This is a genomic window from Archangium lansingense, assembly GCF_026626635.1.
Lineage (GTDB): Bacteria > Myxococcota > Myxococcia > Myxococcales > Myxococcaceae > Archangium > Archangium lansingense.
This window is the reverse complement of record NZ_JAPNKA010000001.1, coordinates 7,119,903-7,140,290: the sequence shown is the minus strand read 5'-3', so window position 1 is coordinate 7,140,290 and position 20,388 is coordinate 7,119,903. Positions and strand designations below refer to the sequence as shown.

The window sequence follows — 20,388 nt, the reverse complement described above, 5'->3', positions numbered from 1 at the left end:
GCTGGTGACGGATCTGCCGGACGGGGTGGCAGCGACGGTCAACTACAACAGTGACCTGTTCGAGGCCGCGACGATGGAGCGGCTGCTGGGGCACATGCAGGTGTTGTTGAAGGCGGCGGTGGAGAAGCCGGAGAAGAGGCTGAAGGAGCTGCCGCTGATGGGGGAGGAGGAGAAGAGGAGGGTAGTGGAGGAGTGGAGAGGGAGGGAGGAGGAGTACCCGAGAGAGAAGGCAATCCACGAGCTGTTCGAAGAGCAGGTGGAGAGGGCTCCGCGAGCAATTGCGGTGGAGTACGGGGGAGAGAGGCTGACGTACGAGGAGCTGAACCGGAAGGCGAACCAGCTAGCGCACCACCTGAGGGAAGTAGGAGTGGGGCCCGAGGTGAGGGTGGGACTGAGCGTGGAGCGCTCGGTGGAGATGGTGGTGGGGATGCTGGGAGTGCTGAAGGCGGGAGGAGTGTACGTACCGCTGGAGGCGAGCTACCCGGCGGAGAGGTTGGAGTGGATGAAGAGGGAGGCGGGGGTAGCGGTGGTGGTGGCGCAGGAGAAGTTGGCGCAGGAGCTACCGGTGGGAGTGGAGCCGGTGGTGAGCGTGGACGGGGAGAGGGAGGAGATAGGCAGGAGGCCGGAGAGCAACCTGGGGGTGGGAGTGGGAGGGGGGAACCTGGCGTACGTGATGTACACGTCGGGCTCGACGGGAAGGCCGAAGGGGGTGGGGGTGCCGCACCGAGCGGTGGTGAGGCTGGTGAGGGGAGCGGACTACGTGAAGTTGGGGGAGGGAGAGGTGGTGCTGCAGCTGGCGCCGATGGCGTTTGACGCGTCGACGCTGGAGGTGTGGGGAGCGCTGCTGAGCGGAGCGAAGCTGGTGGTGTACCCGGCGGGGACGCCGACGCTGGAGGAGTTGGGAAGGGCGTTGGGGGAGAAGGGGGTGACGGTGCTGTGGCTGACGGCGGCGCTGTTTGAGCAGATGCAGGCGAAGCAGGGGGAGGCGCTGGGGAAGGTGAAGCAGGTGCTGGCAGGAGGAGACGTACTGCCGGTGGAGAGGGTGAGGGAGAGGCTGGCGGGGGGAGGGGTGCTCATCAACGGTTACGGACCGACGGAGAACACGACGTTCTCGTGCTGCAACCGGATGGAGGGAGGGGAGGAGGTAGGGGCGAGGGTGTCGATAGGCAGGCCCATAACCAACACAAAGGCATACGTGTTGGATGGGGAGATGGAGCCGGTGCCGGTGGGGGTAGTGGGAGAGCTGTACGTGGGAGGAGAGGGCTTGGCGGTAGGTTACGTGAGCCGGCCGGAGCTGACGGCGGAGCGCTTCGTACCGAGCCCGTTTGGGAGAGGGGAGAGGCTGTACCGGACGGGGGACATGGTGAGGTGGCAGGGGGACGGGAAGCTGGAGTTCCTGGGCCGTAGGGACGGGCAGGTGAAGGTGAGGGGCTACCGGATAGAGCTGGGAGAAGTAGAGGCGGTGCTGGGAAGGCACCCCGCGGTGGGAGAAGTGGTGGTGGTAGCCCGGGAGGACGTACCCGGGGACAAGAGGCTGGTGGCGTACGCGGTGGCAAAGCCTGGGCAGGTGCTGGAGGCCGGGGCGCTGCGCAGCTTCATGAAGGAGAAGCTGCCGGAGTACATGGTGCCGGCGGCGGTGGTGGAGCTGGAGGCGTTGCCGCTGACGCCGAATGGCAAGGTGGACCGCAAGGCATTGCCGGCGCCGGACTTCAGAGAGGGGGAGGGAGAGGGTTTCACCGCGCCGAGCACACCAGTGCAGCAGAAGCTGGCGAGAATCTTCGAGGAGGTGCTGGGGCTGGAGAGAGTGGGAGCGGAAGGAGACTTCTTCGAGCTGGGAGGGCACTCGCTGCTGGCGACGCAGTTGGTGTCGAGAGTGAGAGAAGCCTTCGGAGTGGAGCTGCCGCTGAGGGACGTCTTCGAGGCGCCCTCGGTGGAGGCCCTCTCTGGACGAGTCGAGAAGTCCATGAGCGCGGGAGTCGCTTCGGCGGTCCCACCGTTGAAGCCTCGTGCGGAGCGGCAATCCGCTCCGCCGCTGTCGTTCGCGCAGCAGCGGTTGTGGTTCCTGGATCAGCTGGAGCCGGGGAGCTCCCTCTACAACGTGCCGTCCGTGGTGAAGCTGACGGGCGTGCTGGACGTAGGGGCGCTGGAGCGGAGCTTCGAGGAACTGGTGCGCCGGCACGAGGCGCTGCGCACGACGTTCCGTGCCGAAGGCGGCAAACCCGTCCAGGTTATTGCTCAGGAGCCGGTGCTCGCGTTCACCGTGGTGGAACTGAGCGCACTGCCGGAAGCAGGGCGCGAGGCCGAGGCGAAGCGCAGAGCCGAGGAAGAGGCACAGCGTCCGTTCGAGCTGGAGCGTGGCCCGCTGTTGAGGACAACGCTGCTGCGGCTGAGCGAGCGGGAACACGTGCTGGTGCTGGTGATGCACCACATCGTGTCGGACGGCTGGTCGATGGGGATTCTCGTGCGGGAGCTCGCGGGCCTGTACGAGGCGTACTCGCGAGGCAAGCCCTCACCGCTGCCGGAACTGCCGGTGCAGTACGCGGACTACGCGGTGTGGCAGCGGGAATGGCTGGACGGAGCGGTGCTCGAGGAGCAGCTCGGGTATTGGCGCAAGCAGTTGGAGGGAGCCCCGCCCGCGCTGGAGCTGCCGACGGACAAGCCGCGTCTAGCGGTGCGCAGCTTCCGGGGCGCGCATCGGGGCTTCCAGTGGTCGAGGGAACTGCAGGAGGCGGTGAAGACGCTGGCACGGCGCGAGGGCGTGACACCGTTCATGGTGTTGCTGGCGGCGTTCCAAGTGGTGCTGGGGAGGTACGCAGGGCAGCAGGACGTGAGCGTGGGCTCGCCCATCGCCAACCGGACGAGGGCGGAGACGGAGGGGCTGATTGGCTTCTTCGTGAACACGCTGGTGCTGAGGGCGAGGCTGGACGGCACAGCCACGTTCCGGGAGTTGCTGGGACAGGTGCGTGAGGTGACGCTGGGGGCGTACGCGCACCAGGACGTACCGTTCGAGAAACTGGTGGAGGAGCTGAGGCCGGAGAGGGACCTGAGCCGCAGCCCGTTCTTCCAGGTGATGTTCATCCTGCAGAACGCTCCGGAGTCAGCCGTGTCGTTGCCGGAGCTGCGCCTGGAGGCCGCCGGAGCCGAGGGGCATACCTCGAAGTTCGACCTGACGCTGGAGATGGTCGAGACCGCCCAGGGGCTCGCGGGCGGGGTGAGCTTCAACAGCGACCTGTACGAAGCCCAGACGGTGGAGCGGCTGCTGGGGCATCTGCGGGTGCTGGTGGAATCGGCGGTAGCCAGGCCGGAGACGCGGCTGAATGAGCTGCGGCTGATGGACGAAGGGGAAGCGCGTCGGCTGCTCGTGGAGTGGAACGACACCCGAGCCATGTTCTCCGCCTCCCCCATCCACGCGCTCTTTGAGGCGCAGGTGGAGCGGACGCCTGAGGCGCTCGCGGTGGTCGCTGAGGAGGCGAGGCTGACGTACCGGGAGCTGAACCAGCGAGCCAACCAGCTCGCCTGGCACCTGCGTGAGCTGGGAGTGGGTCCGGACGTGCCGGTGGGCCTGTTCCTGGAGCGCTCGGTGGAGGCGCTGGTGGGCCTGTGGGGCATTCTCAAGGCCGGAGGCGCCTACGTGCCTCTGGATCCAGCGTTTCCGGCCGAGCGCTTGCGAGCCATTCTCGAGGACTCCGGGGCGCGCACGCTCGTGACGGACTCATGTCTGGCCGAGGGCCTGAGTGGCTTTGGTGGGGCGGTGGTGTGCCTGGACACGGACGCGGCCAGGCTGGCCATACGCAGCGAGGCCAACCCGCCTTCTGTCGTGCAGCCGGAGAACCTCGTCTACGTCATCTTCACCTCGGGCTCGACGGGCCGGCCGAAGGGCGTGGCCATCGAGCACCGGCAGCTCGTCAATTATGTGCAGGGTGTCTCGAGCAGGCTGGAGCTGCCAGAAGGAGCCAGCTTCGCCTCGGTGTCCACGTTGGCCGCGGACCTGGGCAATACCGCCGTCTTCCCGACGCTTTGCAGGGGTGGTGCGCTCTACCTCGTCTCGAAGGAGAGTGCTTCGGATTCCTCCGCGCTGGCCAGCCTCTTCGAGGGCGGGGCCGTGGACTGCCTGAAGATCGTGCCCGCGCACCTGCAGGCCCTGCTGGACTCGCCGCGCCCGGAGCGGGTGCTGCCGCGCAAGCGCCTGGTGCTGGGCGGAGATGTCTCCGATTGGTCACTGATGGATCGGGTGCACGCGCTTTCGCCGGAGCTGGTGGTGTTCAACCACTACGGCCCCACCGAGACCACGGTGGGCGTGCTGACCTTGAGGGTCGAGCGTGGCCCCGGGGGACGTGTGTCCGCGTCGGTGCCGCTCGGCCGGCCGATCCCGAACGCGCGAGTCTATGTCCTCGATGCACACCTGAGGCCCGTGCCGGTGGGCGTGCCGGGGGAGCTGTGCATCGGCGGTACCTCGGTGGGTCGAGGCTACCTGGGACAGCCGGAGCTGACGGTGGAGCGCTTCGTGCCGGATGCGTTCTCGGACGAGCCGGGCGCGAGGATGTACCGCACGGGAGACAAGGCGAGGCTGTTGGCGGATGGCCGGGTGGAGTTCCTGGGCCGAGTGGACCACCAGCTCAAGATCCGCGGCTATCGAGTGGAGCTGGGCGAGGTGGAGGCGGCGCTGGAGCGACACCCGGCGGTGCGAGAGTCGGTAGTGGTAGCGAGGGAAGTGGCCGCGGGAGACAAGCGGCTGGTGGCGTACGTGGTGCCCACTTCCCCTCTCCCCTCGGGAGAGGGACGGGGTGAGGGTATCGAGGGTCCCGGGTTGAATCCCGAGACTGTACGTACCTGGCTGAAGCAGAAGCTGCCGGAGTACATGGTGCCATCGGCGATTGTGGCGCTGGAGGCGCTGCCGCTGACGGCGAACGGCAAGGTGGACCGGAAGGCACTGCCGGCGCCGGACTTCCGTGGAACGGAGCAGGAGGACTTCTCCGTGCCTCGCACGGAGACCGAGGAGCGGCTTGCGGCCATCTTCGCCGAGGTGCTGGGCCTGGAGCGTGTGGGAATCCACGGAGACTTCTTCGCTCAGGGAGGACACTCGCTGCTGGCTACGCAGGCCATCTCCCGTATCCGAAGCGCGTTCGGCATCGAACTGCCTTTGCGCGAGCTCTTCGAGGCGCCCACCGTGGCGGCCCTCGCCGAGAGGGTACGGCGGGTTATGGGGAGAGGGAGTGCTCTTGCGGCACCACCGCTCGAGCCGCGCGCGGACCGGCAGGCAGCCGCGCCGGTGTCGTTCGCGCAGCAGCGGTTGTGGTTCCTGGATCAGCTCGAACCGGGCAATGCCTTCTACAACGTCCTGGCCGTGGTGCGGTTGCAGGGCGCGTTGGACGTTGGGGCATTGGAGAGGAGCTTCGAGGAGCTGGTGCGTCGGCACGAGTCGCTGCGCACGACGTTCCGAGCCGAGGGCGGGATGCCCGTGCAGGTCATTTCTCCGGAGGCCCGAGTGGTGCTGGAGGTGGAGGACCTGCGTGAGCTGCCGGAAGCCGGGCGTGAGGCGGAAGCGAGGCGCCGCTCGGAGCAGGAAGCACAGCGCTCGTTCGATCTGTCGAGAGGGCCGCTGCTGAGGACGAAGCTGTTGAAGCAGGGGGAGAGGGAGCACGTGTTGGTGCTGGTGATGCACCACATCGTGTCGGACGGCTGGTCGATGGGGATTCTCGTGCGGGAGGTGGCGGGACTGTACGAGGCGTACTCCAAGGGCAAGCCGTCGCCGCTGGCGGAGCTGCCGGTGCAGTACGCGGACTACGCAGCGTGGCAGAGGGAGTGGCTGCGAGGTGAGGTGCTGGAGGAGCAGCTGGGGTACTGGCGCAATCAGTTGGAGGGGGCGCCGCCGGTGCTGGAGCTGCCGACGGACAAGCCTCGTCCGGCAGCGCAGACGTACCGGGGAGAGAGCCGGCACGCGGTGTGGCCGAAGGAGCTGTGGAGGGCGGTGGAGGGGCTGAGCCGGCGTGAAGGAGCAACGCCGTTCATGGTGTTGCTGGCGGCGTTCCAGACGGTGCTGTCGAAGTACTCGGGCCAGGAGGACGTGAGCGTGGGCTCGCCCATCGCGGGCCGGACGCATGCGCAGACGGAGGGGCTGATTGGCTTCTTCGTGAACACGCTGGTGATGAGGACGAAGCTGTCGAGGGAGCAGAGCTTCCGAGAGCTGCTGGGACAGGTGCGAGAGGTGACGCTGGGGGCGTACGCGCACCAGGACGTGCCGTTCGAGAAGCTGGTGGAGGAGCTGAGGCCGGAGAGGAGCCTGAATCACTCGCCGCTGTTCCAGGTGACGTTGACGCTGCAGAACACGCCGGTGACTGCGGACGTGAAGCTGGAAGAGCTGCGGTTGCAGGGAGTGGAGGCGGAGGGGAAGACGTCGAAGTTCGACCTGTCGCTGCTGGTGGAGGAGGTGCCGGAGGGAGTCGCGGCGACGGTCAATTACAACAGTGACCTGTTCGAGGCCGCGACGATGGAGCGGCTGCTGGGGCACTTGCGGGTATTGCTGAAGGCAGCGGTGGCAGAGCCGGAGAAGAGGCTGAAGGAGCTGCCGCTGATGGGGGAGGAGGAGAAGAGGAGGGTAGTGGAGGAGTGGAGAGGGAGGGAGGAGGAGTACCCGAGAGAGAAGGCAATCCACGAGCTGTTCGAAGAGCAGGTGGAGAGGGCTCCGCAAGCAATAGCGGTGGAGTACGGGGGAGAGAGGCTGACGTACGAGGAGCTGAACCGGAAGGCGAACCAGCTGGCGCACCACCTGAGGGAAGTAGGAGTGGGCCCTGAGGTGAGGGTGGGACTGAGTGTGGAGCGCTCGGTGGAGATGGTGGTGGGGATGCTGGGAGTGCTGAAGGCGGGAGGAGTGTACGTACCGCTGGAGGCGAGCTACCCGGCAGAGCGGCTGGAGTGGATGAAGAGGGAGGCGGGGGTAGCGGTGGTGGTGGCGCAGGAGAAGCTGGCGCAGGAGCTACCGGTGGGAGTGGAGCCGGTGGTGAGCGTGGACGGGGAGAGGGAGGAAATAAGCAGGAGGCCGGAGAGCAACCTGGGGGTGGGAGTGGGAGGGGGGAACCTGGCGTACGTGATGTACACGTCGGGCTCGACGGGAAGGGCGAAGGGGGTGGGGGTGCCGCACCGAGCGGTGGTGAGGCTGGTGAGGGGAGCGGACTACGTGAAGTTGGGGGAGGGAGAGGTGGTGCTGCAGCTGGCGCCGATGGCGTTTGACGCGTCGACGCTGGAGGTGTGGGGAGCGCTGCTGAGCGGGGCGAAGCTGGTGGTGTACCCGGCGGGGACGCCGACGCTGGAGGAGTTGGGAAGGGCGTTGGGGGAGAAGGGGGTGACGGTGCTGTGGCTGACGGCGGCGCTGTTTGAGCAGATGCAGGCGAGGCAGGGGGAGGCGCTGGGGAAGGTGAAGCAGGTGCTGGCGGGAGGAGACGTGCTGCCGGTGGAGAGGGTGAGGGAGAGGCTGGCGGGGGGAGGGGTGCTCATCAACGGTTACGGACCGACGGAGAACACGACGTTCTCGTGCTGCAACCGGATGGAGGGGGGGGAGGAGGTAGGGGCGAGGGTGTCGATAGGCAGGCCCATAACCAACACAAAGGCATACGTGTTGGATGGGGAGATGGAGCCGGTGCCGGTGGGGGTAGTGGGAGAGCTGTACGTGGGAGGAGAGGGTCTGGCGGTAGGTTACGTGAGCCGACCGGAACTGACGGCGGAGCGCTTCGTACCGAGCCCGTTTGGGAGGGGAGAGAGGCTGTACCGGACGGGGGACATGGTGAGGTGGCAGGGGGACGGGAAGCTGGAGTTCCTGGGCCGTAGGGACGGGCAGGTGAAGGTGAGGGGCTACCGGATAGAGCTGGGAGAAGTAGAGGGGGTGCTGGGAAGGCACCCCGCGGTAGGGGAAGTGGTGGTGGTAGCCCGGGAGGACGTACCTGGAGACAAGAGGCTGGTGGCGTACGCGGTGGCCAGGCCAGGGCAGGAACTGGAGACAGCAGCGCTGCGCAGCTTCATGAAGGAGAAGCTGCCGGAGTACATGGTGCCGGCGGTGGTGGTGGAGCTGGGGGCGTTGCCGCTGACGCCGAATGGCAAGGTGGACCGCAAGGCATTGCCGGCGCCGGACTTCAGAGAGGGGGAGGGAGAGGGTTTCACCGCGCCGAGCACACCAGTGCAGCAGAAGCTGGCGAGAATCTTCGAGGAGGTGCTGGGGCTGGAGAGAGTGGGAGCGGAGGGAGACTTCTTCGAGCTGGGAGGGCACTCGCTGCTGGCGACGCAGTTGGTGTCGAGAGTGAGAGAAGCCTTCGGAGTGGAGCTGCCGCTGAGGGACGTCTTCGAGGCGCCCTCGGTGGAGGCCCTCTCTGGACGAGTCGAGAAGTCCATGAGCGCGGGAGTCGCTTCGGCGGTCCCACCGTTGAAGCCTCGTGCGGAGCGGCAATCCGCTCCGCCGCTGTCGTTCGCGCAGCAGCGGTTGTGGTTCCTGGATCAGCTGGAGCCGGGGAATGCGTTCTACAACGTGCCAGCGGTGGTGCGGTTGACGGGCGTGCTGGACGTGGGGGCGCTGGAGAAGAGCTTCGAGGAGTTGGTGCGTCGGCACGAGGCGTTGCGCACGACGTTCCGAGCAGAGAACGGGACACCGGTGCAGGTCATCGCCGAGGAGCCGGCGCTCGTCTTCCCCGTGGAGGACGTGAGCAGGCTGTCTGAAACCGAGACGAAACGCAGGGTGGAGGAAGAGGCACAGCGTCCGTTCGACCTGGCCAGCGGTCCATTGCTGAGGACGAAGCTGTTGAAGCAGGGGGAGAGGGAGCACGTGTTGGTGCTGGTGATGCACCACATCGTGTCGGACGGCTGGTCGATAGGGATTCTGGTGAGGGAGTTGGCGGGGTTGTACGAGGCGTACTCGCAGGGCAAGCCTTCGCCGTTGTCGGAGCTGCCGGTGCAGTACGCGGACTACGCGGCGTGGCAGAGAGAATGGCTGAGCGGAGAGGTGCTGGAGGAGCAGCTTGCATACTGGCGCAAGCAGCTGAAGGGAGCACCGCCCGCGCTGGAACTGCCGACGGACAAGTCGCGTCCAGCGGTTCAAACCTTCCGAGGCGACTACCGAGGATTCCAGTGGCCGAAGGAGCTGCAGGAGGCGGTGAGAGCCCTGGCGCAGAAGGAGGGGGCGACACCGTTCATGGTGTTGCTGGCGGCATTCCAGGTGGTGTTGGGGAGGTACGCGGGGCAGGAAGACGTGAGCGTGGGCTCGCCAATCGCCAACCGCACGAGAGCGGAGACGGAGGGGCTGATTGGCTTCTTCGTGAACACGCTGGTGCTGAGGACGAGGCTGGACGGAGAAGCCACGTTCCGAGAGCTGCTGGGGCAGGTGAGAGAGGTGACGCTGGGGGCATACGCGCACCAGGAAGTGCCATTCGAGAAGCTGGTGGAGGAGCTGAGGCCGGAGAGGGACATGAGCCGCAGTCCGCTCTTCCAGGTGATGTTTGTGCTGCAGAACGCGCCAGTGAAGGAAGTGAAGCTGGAGGGGCTGACGCTGGCGGGAGTGGAGGCAGAGGGGAAGACGTCGAAGTTCGACCTGACGCTGGGGGTGGAGGAGACGGAGCAGGGGCTGAGGGGAGGGATGGAGTTCAACAGCGACCTGTATGAAGGGCAGACGGTGGAGCGGCTGCTGGGGCACCTGGGGGTGCTGGTGCAGGCAGCGGTGGCGGAGCCAGGGAAGAGGCTGAAGGAGCTACCGCTGATGGGGGAGGAGGAGAAGCAGCAGGTGCTGGTGGGGTGGAACGCAACCGGCAGCGCGGGAGCGGAGGACAGCTGCCTGCATGAGCTGTTCGAGCAGCAGGTGGAGAGGACGCCGCAAGAGATTGCCGTGGAGAGTGAGGGGAGGAGGCTGAGTTACGGAGAGCTGAACCGTAAGGCGAACCAGCTGGCGCACCACTTGAAGAAGCTGGGGGTAGGCCCCGAGGTAAGGGTGGGGCTGAGCGTGGAGCGTACGGAGGAGATGGTGGTGGCGGTGCTGGGAGTGCTCAAGGCGGGAGGCGCGTACGTGCCGCTGGACCCGAGCTACCCCAGACAGAGATTGGGCTTCATGCTGGAAGAGGCCAGGCCGCTGGTGGTGGTGGGACAGGGGGAGGTGCTGGAGAGGCTGCCGGAAGTGGGAGCCCACCGGGTGGCGCTGGAGGAGGAAGGGGTGGCGCAGGAGAGCACGGACAACCTGGCTAGGAGTGCAGGGCCGGGGAACGTGGCGTACATCCTGTACACGTCGGGCTCGACGGGAAGGCCGAAGGGAGTAGCGCTGGAGCACCGAAGCGCGGTGGCCTTCGTGAGGTGGGCGGGGGAGGAATACAGCCAGGAGGAGTTGAAGGGAGTGCTGGCGGGGACGTCGCTGAACTTCGACCTGTCAGTCTTCGAGCTGTTCGCGCCGCTGACGAGGGGAGGGACGGTGGTGGTGGCGGAGAACGTGCTGGCGCTACCAGGGCTGTCAGGGGCGGAGAAGGTGACGTTGGTGAACACGGTGCCGTCGGCGATGGCGGAGCTGGTGAGAACCGGGGGAGTGCCGAAGTCGGTGAGGACGGTGAACCTGGCGGGAGAGCCGCTGGCGGGAGCACTGGTGAGCGCAATGGAGGAAGCGCTGCCAGGGGTGGAGAGGGTGCTCAACCTGTATGGCCCGACGGAGGACACGACGTACTCGACGTACGCGCAGGTACCCAAGCAGGCCAAGAGAGAGCCGACGATTGGCCGGCCGCTCAAGGGAACCCAAGCGTACGTGTTGGACGGAGAGATGAAGCCGGTGCCGGTGGGAGTGGCCGGAGAGCTGTACCTGGGAGGAGAAGGCCAGGGGCGGGGCTACTTCGGCAGGCCGGAGCTGACGGCAGAGCGCTTCGTGCCCAATCCATTCGGCAGGGGAGAAAGGCTGTACCGGACGGGGGACCGGGTGAGGTGGGTGGAGGGAGGGGAGCTGGAGTACCTGGGGAGAATCGATCAGCAGGTGAAGGTGAGGGGCTTCCGAATCGAGCTGGGAGAAGTGGAAGCGGTGCTCCGAGGGCACGAGGGGGTGCGCGAGGCGGTGGTGGTGGTGCGCGAGGACGGAGCCGAGGGCAAGAAGCTGGTGGGGTACGTGGTGCCCGAAGGGCATGCACCCGAGGCGGCCGAGCTGAGGCAGTCAGCGAGGGAGAAGCTGCCGGAGTACATGGTGCCATCGGCCTTCGTGGTGCTGGAGGCGCTGCCGCTGACGCCCAACGGCAAGGTGGATCGCAAGGCTTTGCCGGCGCCGGACTTCAGAGAGGTGGAGGGAGAGGGTTTCACCGAGCCGAGCACGCCGGGGGAGCAGAAGCTGGCAAGCATCTTCGAGGAGGTGCTGGGGCTGAAGAGAGTAGGGGCGCGGGGAGGGTTCTTCGAGCTGGGAGGACACTCGCTGTTGGCAACGCAGTTGGTGTCGAGAGTGAGGGAAGCCTTCGGAGTGGAATTGCCGCTGAGGGCGGTCTTCGAGGCGCCGACGGTGGAGAAGTTGGCGGCACGGGTGTTGGCCGCGAAGGTGGGCGTCAAGTCGCCGTTGAAGCGGGTGGCGAGAGAAGGAGCGCTGCCGGTGTCGTTCGCACAGCAGCGGCTGTGGTTCTTGGACCAGCTGGAGCAGGGAAGCGTCTTCTACAACGTGCCAGCGGTGGTGCGGTTGAGGGGCGTGCTGGACGTGGGGGCGTTGGAGAGGAGCTTCGAGGAGCTGGTGCGTCGGCATGAGTCGCTGCGCACGACGTTCCGAGCCGAGGGCGGGATGCCCGTGCAGGTCATTTCTCCGGAGGCTCGGGTAGTGCTGGAGGTGGAGGACCTGAGCGAGCTGCCGGAAGCCGGGCGTGAGGCGGAAGCGAGGCGCCGCTCGGAGCAGGAAGCGCAGCGCTCGTTCGATCTAGCGAGAGGGCCGCTGCTGAGGACGAAGCTGTTGAAGCAGGGGGAGAGGGAGCACGTGTTGGTGCTGGTGATGCACCACATCGTGTCGGACGGCTGGTCGATGGGGGTTCTCGTGCGGGAGGTGGTGGGCCTGTACGAGGCGTACTCGCAGGGCAAGCCGTCGCTGTTGGCGGAGCTGCCGGTGCAGTACGCGGACTACGCGGCGTGGCAGCGGGAGTGGCTGCGAGGTGAGGTACTCGAGGAGCAGCTGGGATACTGGCGCAAGCAGTTGGAAGGGGCGCCGCCCGTGCTGGAGTTGCCGACGGACAAGCCGCGGCCGGCAACGCAGACGTACCGGGGAGAGAGCCGGCACGAGGTGTGGCCGAAGGAGCTGTGGAGGGCGGTGGAGGGGCTAAGCCGGAGAGAGGGAGCGACACCGTTCATGGTGTTGCTGGCGGCGTTCCAGACGGTGCTGTCGAAGTACTCAGGCCAGGAGGACGTGAGCGTGGGCTCGCCCATAGCGGGCCGGACGCAGGCGCAGACGGAGGGGCTGATTGGCTTCTTCGTGAACACACTGGTGCTGAGGACGAGGCTGTCGAGGGAGCAGAGCTTCCGGGAGCTGCTGGGACGGGTGAGAGAGGTGACGCTGGGGGCGTACGCGCACCAGGACGTGCCGTTCGAGAAGCTGGTGGAGGAGCTGAGGCCGGAGAGGAGCCTGAATCACTCGCCACTGTTCCAGGTGACGTTGACGCTGCAGAACACGCCGGTGACAGCGGGCGTGAAGTTGAAGGAGCTCACGCTCGAGGGAGTGGAGTCAGAGGGCAAGACGTCGAGGTTTGACCTGTCGCTGCTGGTGGAAGAGGTGCCAGAGGGAGTCGCGGCGACGGTCAATTACAACAGTGACCTGTTCGAGGCCGCGACGATGGAGCGGCTGCTGGGGCACTTGCGGGTATTGCTGAAGGCAGCGGTGGCAGAGCCGGAGAAGAGGCTGAAGGAGCTGCCGCTGATGGGGGAGGAGGAGAAGAGGAGGGTAGTGGAGGAGTGGAGAGGGAGGGAGGAGGAGTACCCGAGAGAGAAGGCAATCCACGAGCTGTTCGAAGAGCAGGTGGAGAGGGCTCCGCAAGCAATTGCGGTGGAGTACGGGGGAGAGAGGCTGACGTACGGGGAGCTGAACCGGAAGGCGAACCAGCTAGCGCACCACCTGAGGGAAGTAGGAGTGGGGCCAGAGGTGAGGGTGGGACTGAGCGTGGAGCGCTCGGTGGAGATGGTGGTGGGGATGCTGGGAATCCTCAAAGCCGGGGGCAGCTACGTGCCGCTGGAGGCGAGCTACCCGGCAGAGCGGCTGGAGTGGATGAAGAGGGAGGCGGGGGTAGCGGTGGTGGTGGCGCAGGAGAAGTTGGCGCAGGAGCTACCGGTGGGAGTGGAGCCGGTGGTGAGCGTGGACGGGGAGAGGGAGGAAATAAGCAGAAGGCCGGAGAGCAACCTGGGGGTGGGAGTGGGAGGGGGGAACCTGGCGTACGTGATGTACACGTCGGGCTCGACGGGAAGGGCGAAGGGGGTGGGGGTGCCGCACCGGGCGGTGGTGAGGCTGGTGAGGGGAGCGGACTACGTGAAGTTGGGGGAGGGAGAGGTGGTGCTGCAGCTGGCGCCGATGGCGTTTGACGCGTCGACGCTGGAGGTGTGGGGAGCGCTGCTGAGCGGAGCGAAGCTGGTGGTGTACCCGGCGGGGACGCCGACGCTGGAGGAGTTGGGAAGGGCGTTGGGGGAGAAGGGGGTGACGGTGCTGTGGCTGACGGCGGCACTGTTTGAGCAGATGCAGGCGAGGCAGGGGGAGGCGCTGGGGAAGGTGAAGCAGGTGCTGGCAGGAGGAGACGTACTGCCGGTGGAGAGGGTGAGGGAGAGGCTGGCGGGGGGAGGGGTGCTCATCAACGGTTACGGACCGACGGAGAACACGACGTTCTCGTGCTGCAACCGGATGGAGGGGGGGGAGGAGGTAGGGGCGAGGGTGTCGATAGGCAGGCCCATAACCAACACAAAGGCATACGTGTTGGATGGGGAGATGGAGCCGGTGCCGGTGGGGGTAGTGGGAGAGCTGTACGTGGGAGGAGAGGGTCTGGCGGTAGGTTACGTGAGCCGACCGGAACTGACGGCGGAGCGCTTCGTACCGAGCCCGTTTGGGAGGGGAGAGAGGCTGTACCGGACGGGGGACATGGTGAGGTGGCAGGGGGACGGGAAGCTGGAATTCCTGGGCCGTAGGGACGGGCAGGTGAAGGTGAGGGGCTACCGGATAGAGCTGGGAGAAGTAGAGGGGGTGCTGGGAAGGCACCCCGCGGTAGGGGAAGTGGTGGCGGTAGTCCGGGAGGACGTACCTGGAGACAAGAGGCTGGTGGCGTACGCGGTGGCGAAGCCAGGGCAGGAACTGGAGACAGCAGCGCTGCGCAGCTTCATGAAGGAGAAGCTGCCGGAGTACATGGTGCCTGCGGCGGTAGTGGAGCTGGAGGCGTTGCCGCTGACGCCGAACGGCAAGGTGGACCGCAAGGCATTGCCGGCGCCGGACTTCGGAGAGGGGGAGGGAGAGGGTTTCACCGCGCCGAGCACACCAGTGCAGGAGAAGCTGGCGAGAATCTTCGAAGAGGTGCTGGGGCTGGAGAGAGTGGGGGCAGAGGGAGACTTCTTCGAGCTGGGAGGGCACTCGCTGCTGGCGACGCAGTTGGTGTCGAGAGTGAGAGAAGCCCTCGGAGTGGAGCTGCCGCTGAGGGACGTCTTCGAGGCGCCGACGGTAGAGGCGTTGGCGGCGCGAGTAGACGAGGCGGGAAGAGAGAAGGGAGTAAAGGCGCCGCCGTTGAAGCGAGTGGCGAGAGAAGGAGCGCTGCCACTGTCGTTCGCGCAGCAGCGGCTGTGGTTCCTGGATCAGCTGGAGCCGGGGAGTGCGTTCTACAACGTGCCAGCGGTGGTGCGGTTGACGGGCATGCTGGACGTGGGGGCGCTGGAGAAGAGCTTCGAGGAGTTGGTGCGTCGGCACGAGGCGTTGCGCACGACGTTCCGAGCAGAGAACGGGACACCGGTGCAGGTCATCGCCGAGGGGCCGGCGCTCGTCTTCCCCGTGGAGGACGTGAGCGAGCTGTCTGAAACCGAGACGAAGCGCAGAGTGGAGGAAGAGGCGCAGCGTCCGTTCGACCTTGCGAGAGGACCGCTGCTGAGGACGAAGCTGTTGAAGCAGGGGGAGCAGGAGCATGTGTTGGTGCTGGTGCTGCACCACATCGTGTCGGACGGCTGGTCGATGGGGATTTTGGTGAGGGAGCTTGCGGGCCTGTACGAGGCGTACTCGAAGGGCAAGCCGTCGCCGCTGGCGGAGCTGCCGGTGCAGTACGCGGATTACGCGGCGTGGCAGCGAGAGTGGCTGCAAGGCGAGGTACTCGAGGAGCAGCTCGCATACTGGCGCAAGCAGCTGAAGGGAGCTCCGCCCGCGCTGAAGCTGCCGACGGACAAGCCGCGTCCAGCGGTTCAAACCTTCCGAGGCGACTACCGAGGATTCCAGTGGCCGAAGGAGCTGCAGGAGGCGGTGAGAGCCCTGGCGCAGAAGGAGGGAGCGACACCGTTCATGGTGTTGCTGGCGGCATTCCAGGTGGTGCTGGGGTGGTACGCGGGGCAGGAAGACGTGAGCGTGGGCTCAGCCATAGCCAACCGGACGAGGGCGGAGACGGAGGGGCTGATTGGCTTCTTCGTGAACACGCTGGTGCTGAGGACGAGGCTGTCGAGGGAGCAGAGCTTCCGAGAGCTGCTGGGACAGGTGAGAGAGGTGACGCTGAGTGCGTACGCGCACCAGGAAGTGCCATTCGAGAAGCTGGTGGAGGAGCTGAGGCCGGAGAGGGACATGAGCCGCAGTCCGCTCTTCCAGGTGATGTTTGTGCTGCAGAACGCACCGGTGAAGGAGGTGAAGCTGGAGGGTCTGACGCTGGCGGGAGTGGAGGTGGAGGGAAAGACGTCGAAGTTCGAGCTGACGCTGGGGATGGAGGAGACGGAGCAGGGGCTGAGGGGAGGGATGGAATTCAACAGCGACCTGTACGAAGGCCAGACGGTGGAGTGGCTGCTGGGGCACCTGAGGGGGCTGGTGCAGGCAGTGGTGGCAGAGCCGGAGAAGAGGCTGAAGGAGCTGCCGCTAATGGGGGAGAGGAGAAACAGCGGGTGCCGGTTGCGTGGAACGAAACCGGCAGCGCGGGAGCGGAGGACACCCGTCTGCACCACGAGTTGTTCGATCAGCACGATGTGGAGTCGCGCGCGGAGACGGAGAAGAAGCTGGCGAGCCTCTGGGCAGAGGTGTTGCACCAGAGGAGAGTGGGAGTGCGCGAGGACTTCTTCGAGCTGGGAGGGCACTCGCTGCTGGCGACGCAGTTGGTGTCGAGAGTGAGAGAAGTCTTCGGCGTGGAGTTGCCGCTGAGGGCGATCTTCGAAGCGCCGACGGTGGAGAGGCTGGCGGCGCGGGTGTTGGCCACGAAGGCAGGCGTCAGGTCGCCATTGAAGCGGGTGGCGAGAGGCGGAGTGCTGCCGCTGTCATTCGCGCAGCAGCGGTTGTGGTTCCTGGATCAGTTGGAGCCGGGGAGTGCGTTCTACAACGTGCCAGCGGTGGTGAAGCTGACGGGCGTGCTGGACGTGGGTGCGCTGGAGAGGAGCTTCGAGGAGTTGGTACGCCGGCACGAGGCGCTGCGCACGAGGTTCGGAACGGAAGGTGGGGCACCGGTGCAGGTCATCTGCCAGGAGCCAGTGTTTGCCTTCAGCGTGGAGGACCTGAGCGAGTTGCCGGAAGCAGTGCGTGAGGGTGAGGCGAAGCGCCGAGTGGAGGAGGAAGCACAGCATCCATTCGACCTGGCCAGCGGTCCATTGCTGAGGACGAAGCTGCTGAAGCTGGGAGAGAGGGAGCACGTGTTGGTGCTGGTGATGCACCACATCGTGTCGGACGGCTGGTCGATGGGGATTCTCGTGCGAGAGTTGGCGGGGCTGTACGAAGCCTTCTCGCAGGGCAAGCCGTCGCCGCTGGCGGAATTGCCGGTGCAGTACGCGGACTACGCAGCGTGGCAGCGGGAGTGGCTGCGAGGCGAAGTGCTGGATGCTCAGCTGGGGTATTGGCGCAAGCAGTTGAAGGGAGCACCACCTGCGCTGGAACTGCCGACGGACAAGCCTCGTCCGGCGGTGCAGACGTATCGGGGAGGGTATCGGGGCATCCAGTGGCCGAGGGAGCTGCAGGAAGCGGTGAGAGCCCTGGCGCAGAAGGAGGGGGCGACACCGTTCATGGTGTTGCTGGCGGCGTTCCAGGTGGTGCTGGGGAGGTACGCGGGGCAGGAAGACGTGAGCGTGGGCTCGCCAATCGCCAACCGGACGAGAGCGGAGACGGAGGGCTTGATTGGCTTCTTCGTGAACACGCTGGTGCTGAGGACGAGGCTGGAGGGAGAAGCGACGTTCCGGGAGCTGCTGGGACAGGTGCGGGAGGTGACGCTGGGGGCATACGCGCACCAGGACGTACCGTTCGAGAAGCTGGTGGAGGAGCTGAAGCCGAAGAGGGACATGAGCCGCAGTCCGCTCTTCCAGGTGATGTTTGTGCTGCAGAACGCGCCGGTGACGGGAGTGAAGCTGAAGGGGCTGAGGCTGGAGGCCGTGGAGGCGGAAGGCAAGACGTCGAAGTTCGACCTGACGCTGGGGATGGAGGAGACGGAGCAGGGGCTGAGGGGAGGGATGGAGTTCAACAGCGACCTGTATGAAGGGCAGACGGTGGAGAGGCTGTTGGGACACCTGGGGGTGCTGGTGCAGGCAGCGGTGGCGGAGCCAGGGAAGAGGCTGAAGGAGCTGCCGCTGATGGGGGAGGAGGAGAAGCAGCAGGTGCTGGTGGGGTGGAACGCAACCGGCAGCGCGGGAGCGGAGGACAGCTGCCTGCATGAGCTGTTCGAGCAGCAGGTGGAGAGGACGCCGCAAGAGATTGCCGTGGAGAGTGAGGGGAGGAGGCTGACGTACGGAGAGCTGAACCGTAAGGCGAACCAGCTGGCGCACCACTTGAAGAAGCTGGGGGTAGGCCCCGAGGTAAGGGTGGGGCTGAGCGTGGAGCGTACGGAGGAGATGGTGGTGGCGGTGCTGGGAGTGCTCAAGGCGGGAGGCGCGTACGTGCCGCTGGACCCGAGCTACCCCAGACAGAGATTGGGCTTCATGCTGGAAGAGGCCAGGCCGCTGGTGGTGGTGGGACAGGGGGAGGTGCTGGAGAGGCTGCCGGAAGTGGGAGCCCACCGGGTGGCGCTGGAGGAGGAAGGGGTGGCGCAGGAGAGCACGGACAACCTGGCTAGGAGTGCAGGGCCGGGGAACGTGGCGTACATCCTGTACACGTCGGGCTCGACGGGAAGGCCGAAGGGAGTAGCGCTGGAGCACCGAAGCGCGGTGGCCTTCGTGAGGTGGGCGGGGGAGGAATACAGCCAGGAGGAGTTGAAGGGAGTGCTGGCGGGGACGTCGCTGAACTTCGACCTGTCAGTCTTCGAGCTATTCGCGCCGCTGACGAGGGGAGGGACGGTGGTGGTGGCGGAGAACGCGCTGGCGCTGGCGGGGCTGTCAGGGGCGGAGAAGGTGACGCTGGTGAACACGGTACCGTCGGCGATGGCGGAGCTGGTGAGAACCGGGGGAGTGCCGAAGTCGGTGAGGACGGTGAACCTGGCGGGAGAGCCGCTGGCGGGAGCGCTGGTGCGCGCAATGGAGGAAGCGCTGCCAGGGGTGGAGCGTGTGCTCAACCTGTATGGCCCGACGGAGGACACGACGTACTCGACGTACGCGCAGGTACCGAAGCATACGAAGAGAGAGCCGACGATTGGCCGGCCGCTCAAGGGAACCCAAGCGTACGTGTTGGACGGAGAGATGAAGCCGGTGCCGGTGGGAGTGGCCGGAGAGCTGTACCTGGGAGGAGAAGGCCAGGGGCGGGGCTACTTCGGCAGGCCGGAGCTGACGGCAGAGCGATTCGTACCCAACCCGTATGGGGAAGGAGAGAGGCTGTACCGGACGGGGGACCGGGTGAGGTGGGTGGAGGGAGGGGAGCTGGAGTACCTGGGGAGAATCGACCAGCAGGTGAAGGTGAGGGGCTTCCGAATCGAGCTGGGAGAAGTGGAAGCGGTGCTCCGAGGGCACGAGGGGGTGCGTGAGGCGGTGGTGGTGGTGCGTGAGGACGGAGCCGAGGGCAAGAAGCTGGTGGGGTACGTGGTGCCCGAGGGCAGGGCGCCCGAGGCGGCCGAGCTAAGACAGTCAGCGAGGGAGAAGCTGCCGGAGTACATGGTGCCATCGGCCTTCGTGGTGCTGGAGGTGCTGCCGCTGACCCCCAACGGCAAGGTGGATCGCAAGGCGCTCCCGGCCCCCGAGGGACTCCGGCCCACGCTGGAGTCCTCGTTCGTGGCTCCTCGGGACGCGCTGGAGCTCCAGCTCGTCCGCATCTGGGAGGAGCTGCTGGGCCTCCAACCCGTGGGGCTCCAGAGCAACTTCTTCGAACAGGGAGGGCACTCCCTGCTGGGGATGCGGCTCATGTCGATGATCCGGGAGCGTCTGGGCAGGAGCCTGCCGGTGGCTGCGCTGTTCCAGTCGCCCACCCTCGAGGAACTGGCGGTGCGGCTGCGCCAGGCGCCGGGGCGCGTGTCCCCACTGGTGCCCCTGTCGACGGGGGGCTCGGGCCGTCCCTTCTTCTGCGTCCACCCTGTCAGCGGGACCGTCCTGCCTTATGTGGAGCTGGCGCGGCGGCTCGGTTCGGAGGTGCCGTTCTACGCGCTCCAGTCCCCGGGAATCGAAGGGGAGCGCACGCCACTCGAGACGATCGAGTCCATGGCGGAGTGCTACCTGGAGGCCCTCCGCGCGGTCCAACCCGTGGGCCCGTATCGGCTGGGTGGCTGGTCCTTGGGCGGCCTCGTGGCCTTCGAGATGGCACGGCTGCTCGAGCAGCGAGGCGAGCAAGTAGAGCAACTCGTGCTCTTCGACGCCTACGCCTTCGAGCAGCGTCTGCCCGATGGCGCTGGGGCCTCTTGGATTGCCTCCCGGTTCGTGGAGTTCTCGGCCCGGCTGCTCGGTCTGCCCGGGCCCACTCTGGGTGTGGAGGAGTCGCTCCCGGAGTCCGAGGAGGTGCTGCTCCGCAGGTTGCTCGACGAAGGCCGGAACGCGGGCGTCCTGCCTCGGGGCGTGAGCCTCGAGGAGCTGCGCATCCTCTACCGTGTCTTCGAGAACAACCTGCGCGCCCTCGGGCGATACGTGCCGGGGTCCTATGGGGGCCGGGTCACGCTCTTCCGGGCGCTCCAGACGCCCGTGCCTCCGTCAGCTCGGGCCGATGGCGGCTGGGGACGATGGGCGGCCGGGGGCGTGGAGGTGCGCGAGCTCCAGGGCGACCACCACTCCATCCTCCAGGCGCCGGAGGTCCAGGCTCTCGCCGAGTGGCTCGGGCGGATCCTCGGCCGCGAGGAGGGGGCGAGCGACCAGGCTTCTGGAGTGGAGCCGATCCAGAAACCGGAGTCTTGA

2 protein-coding genes (1 of these 2 cut by a window edge) are annotated in these 20,388 nt (G+C 66.6%); both read left to right on the top strand.

Going from position 1 to position 20,388, the window contains the following annotated elements; translation table 11 throughout:
- Positions 1-16,279: the 3' portion of a non-ribosomal peptide synthase/polyketide synthase gene (locus tag OV287_RS28845; protein WP_444546333.1), read on the top strand. 7,619 nt of this gene lie to the left of the window's left edge; the window shows 16,279 of its 23,898 coding nt (coding positions 7,620-23,898); its start codon lies off the left edge, out of view; its stop codon occupies positions 16,277-16,279.
- Positions 16,189-20,388 carry a non-ribosomal peptide synthetase gene (locus OV287_RS28840; protein WP_444546339.1) on the top strand — a complete coding sequence of 1,400 codons (4,200 nt, stop codon included), beginning with the start codon at positions 16,189-16,191 and terminating at the stop codon, positions 20,386-20,388. The genes OV287_RS28845 and OV287_RS28840 overlap by 91 nt, the downstream gene beginning before the upstream one ends.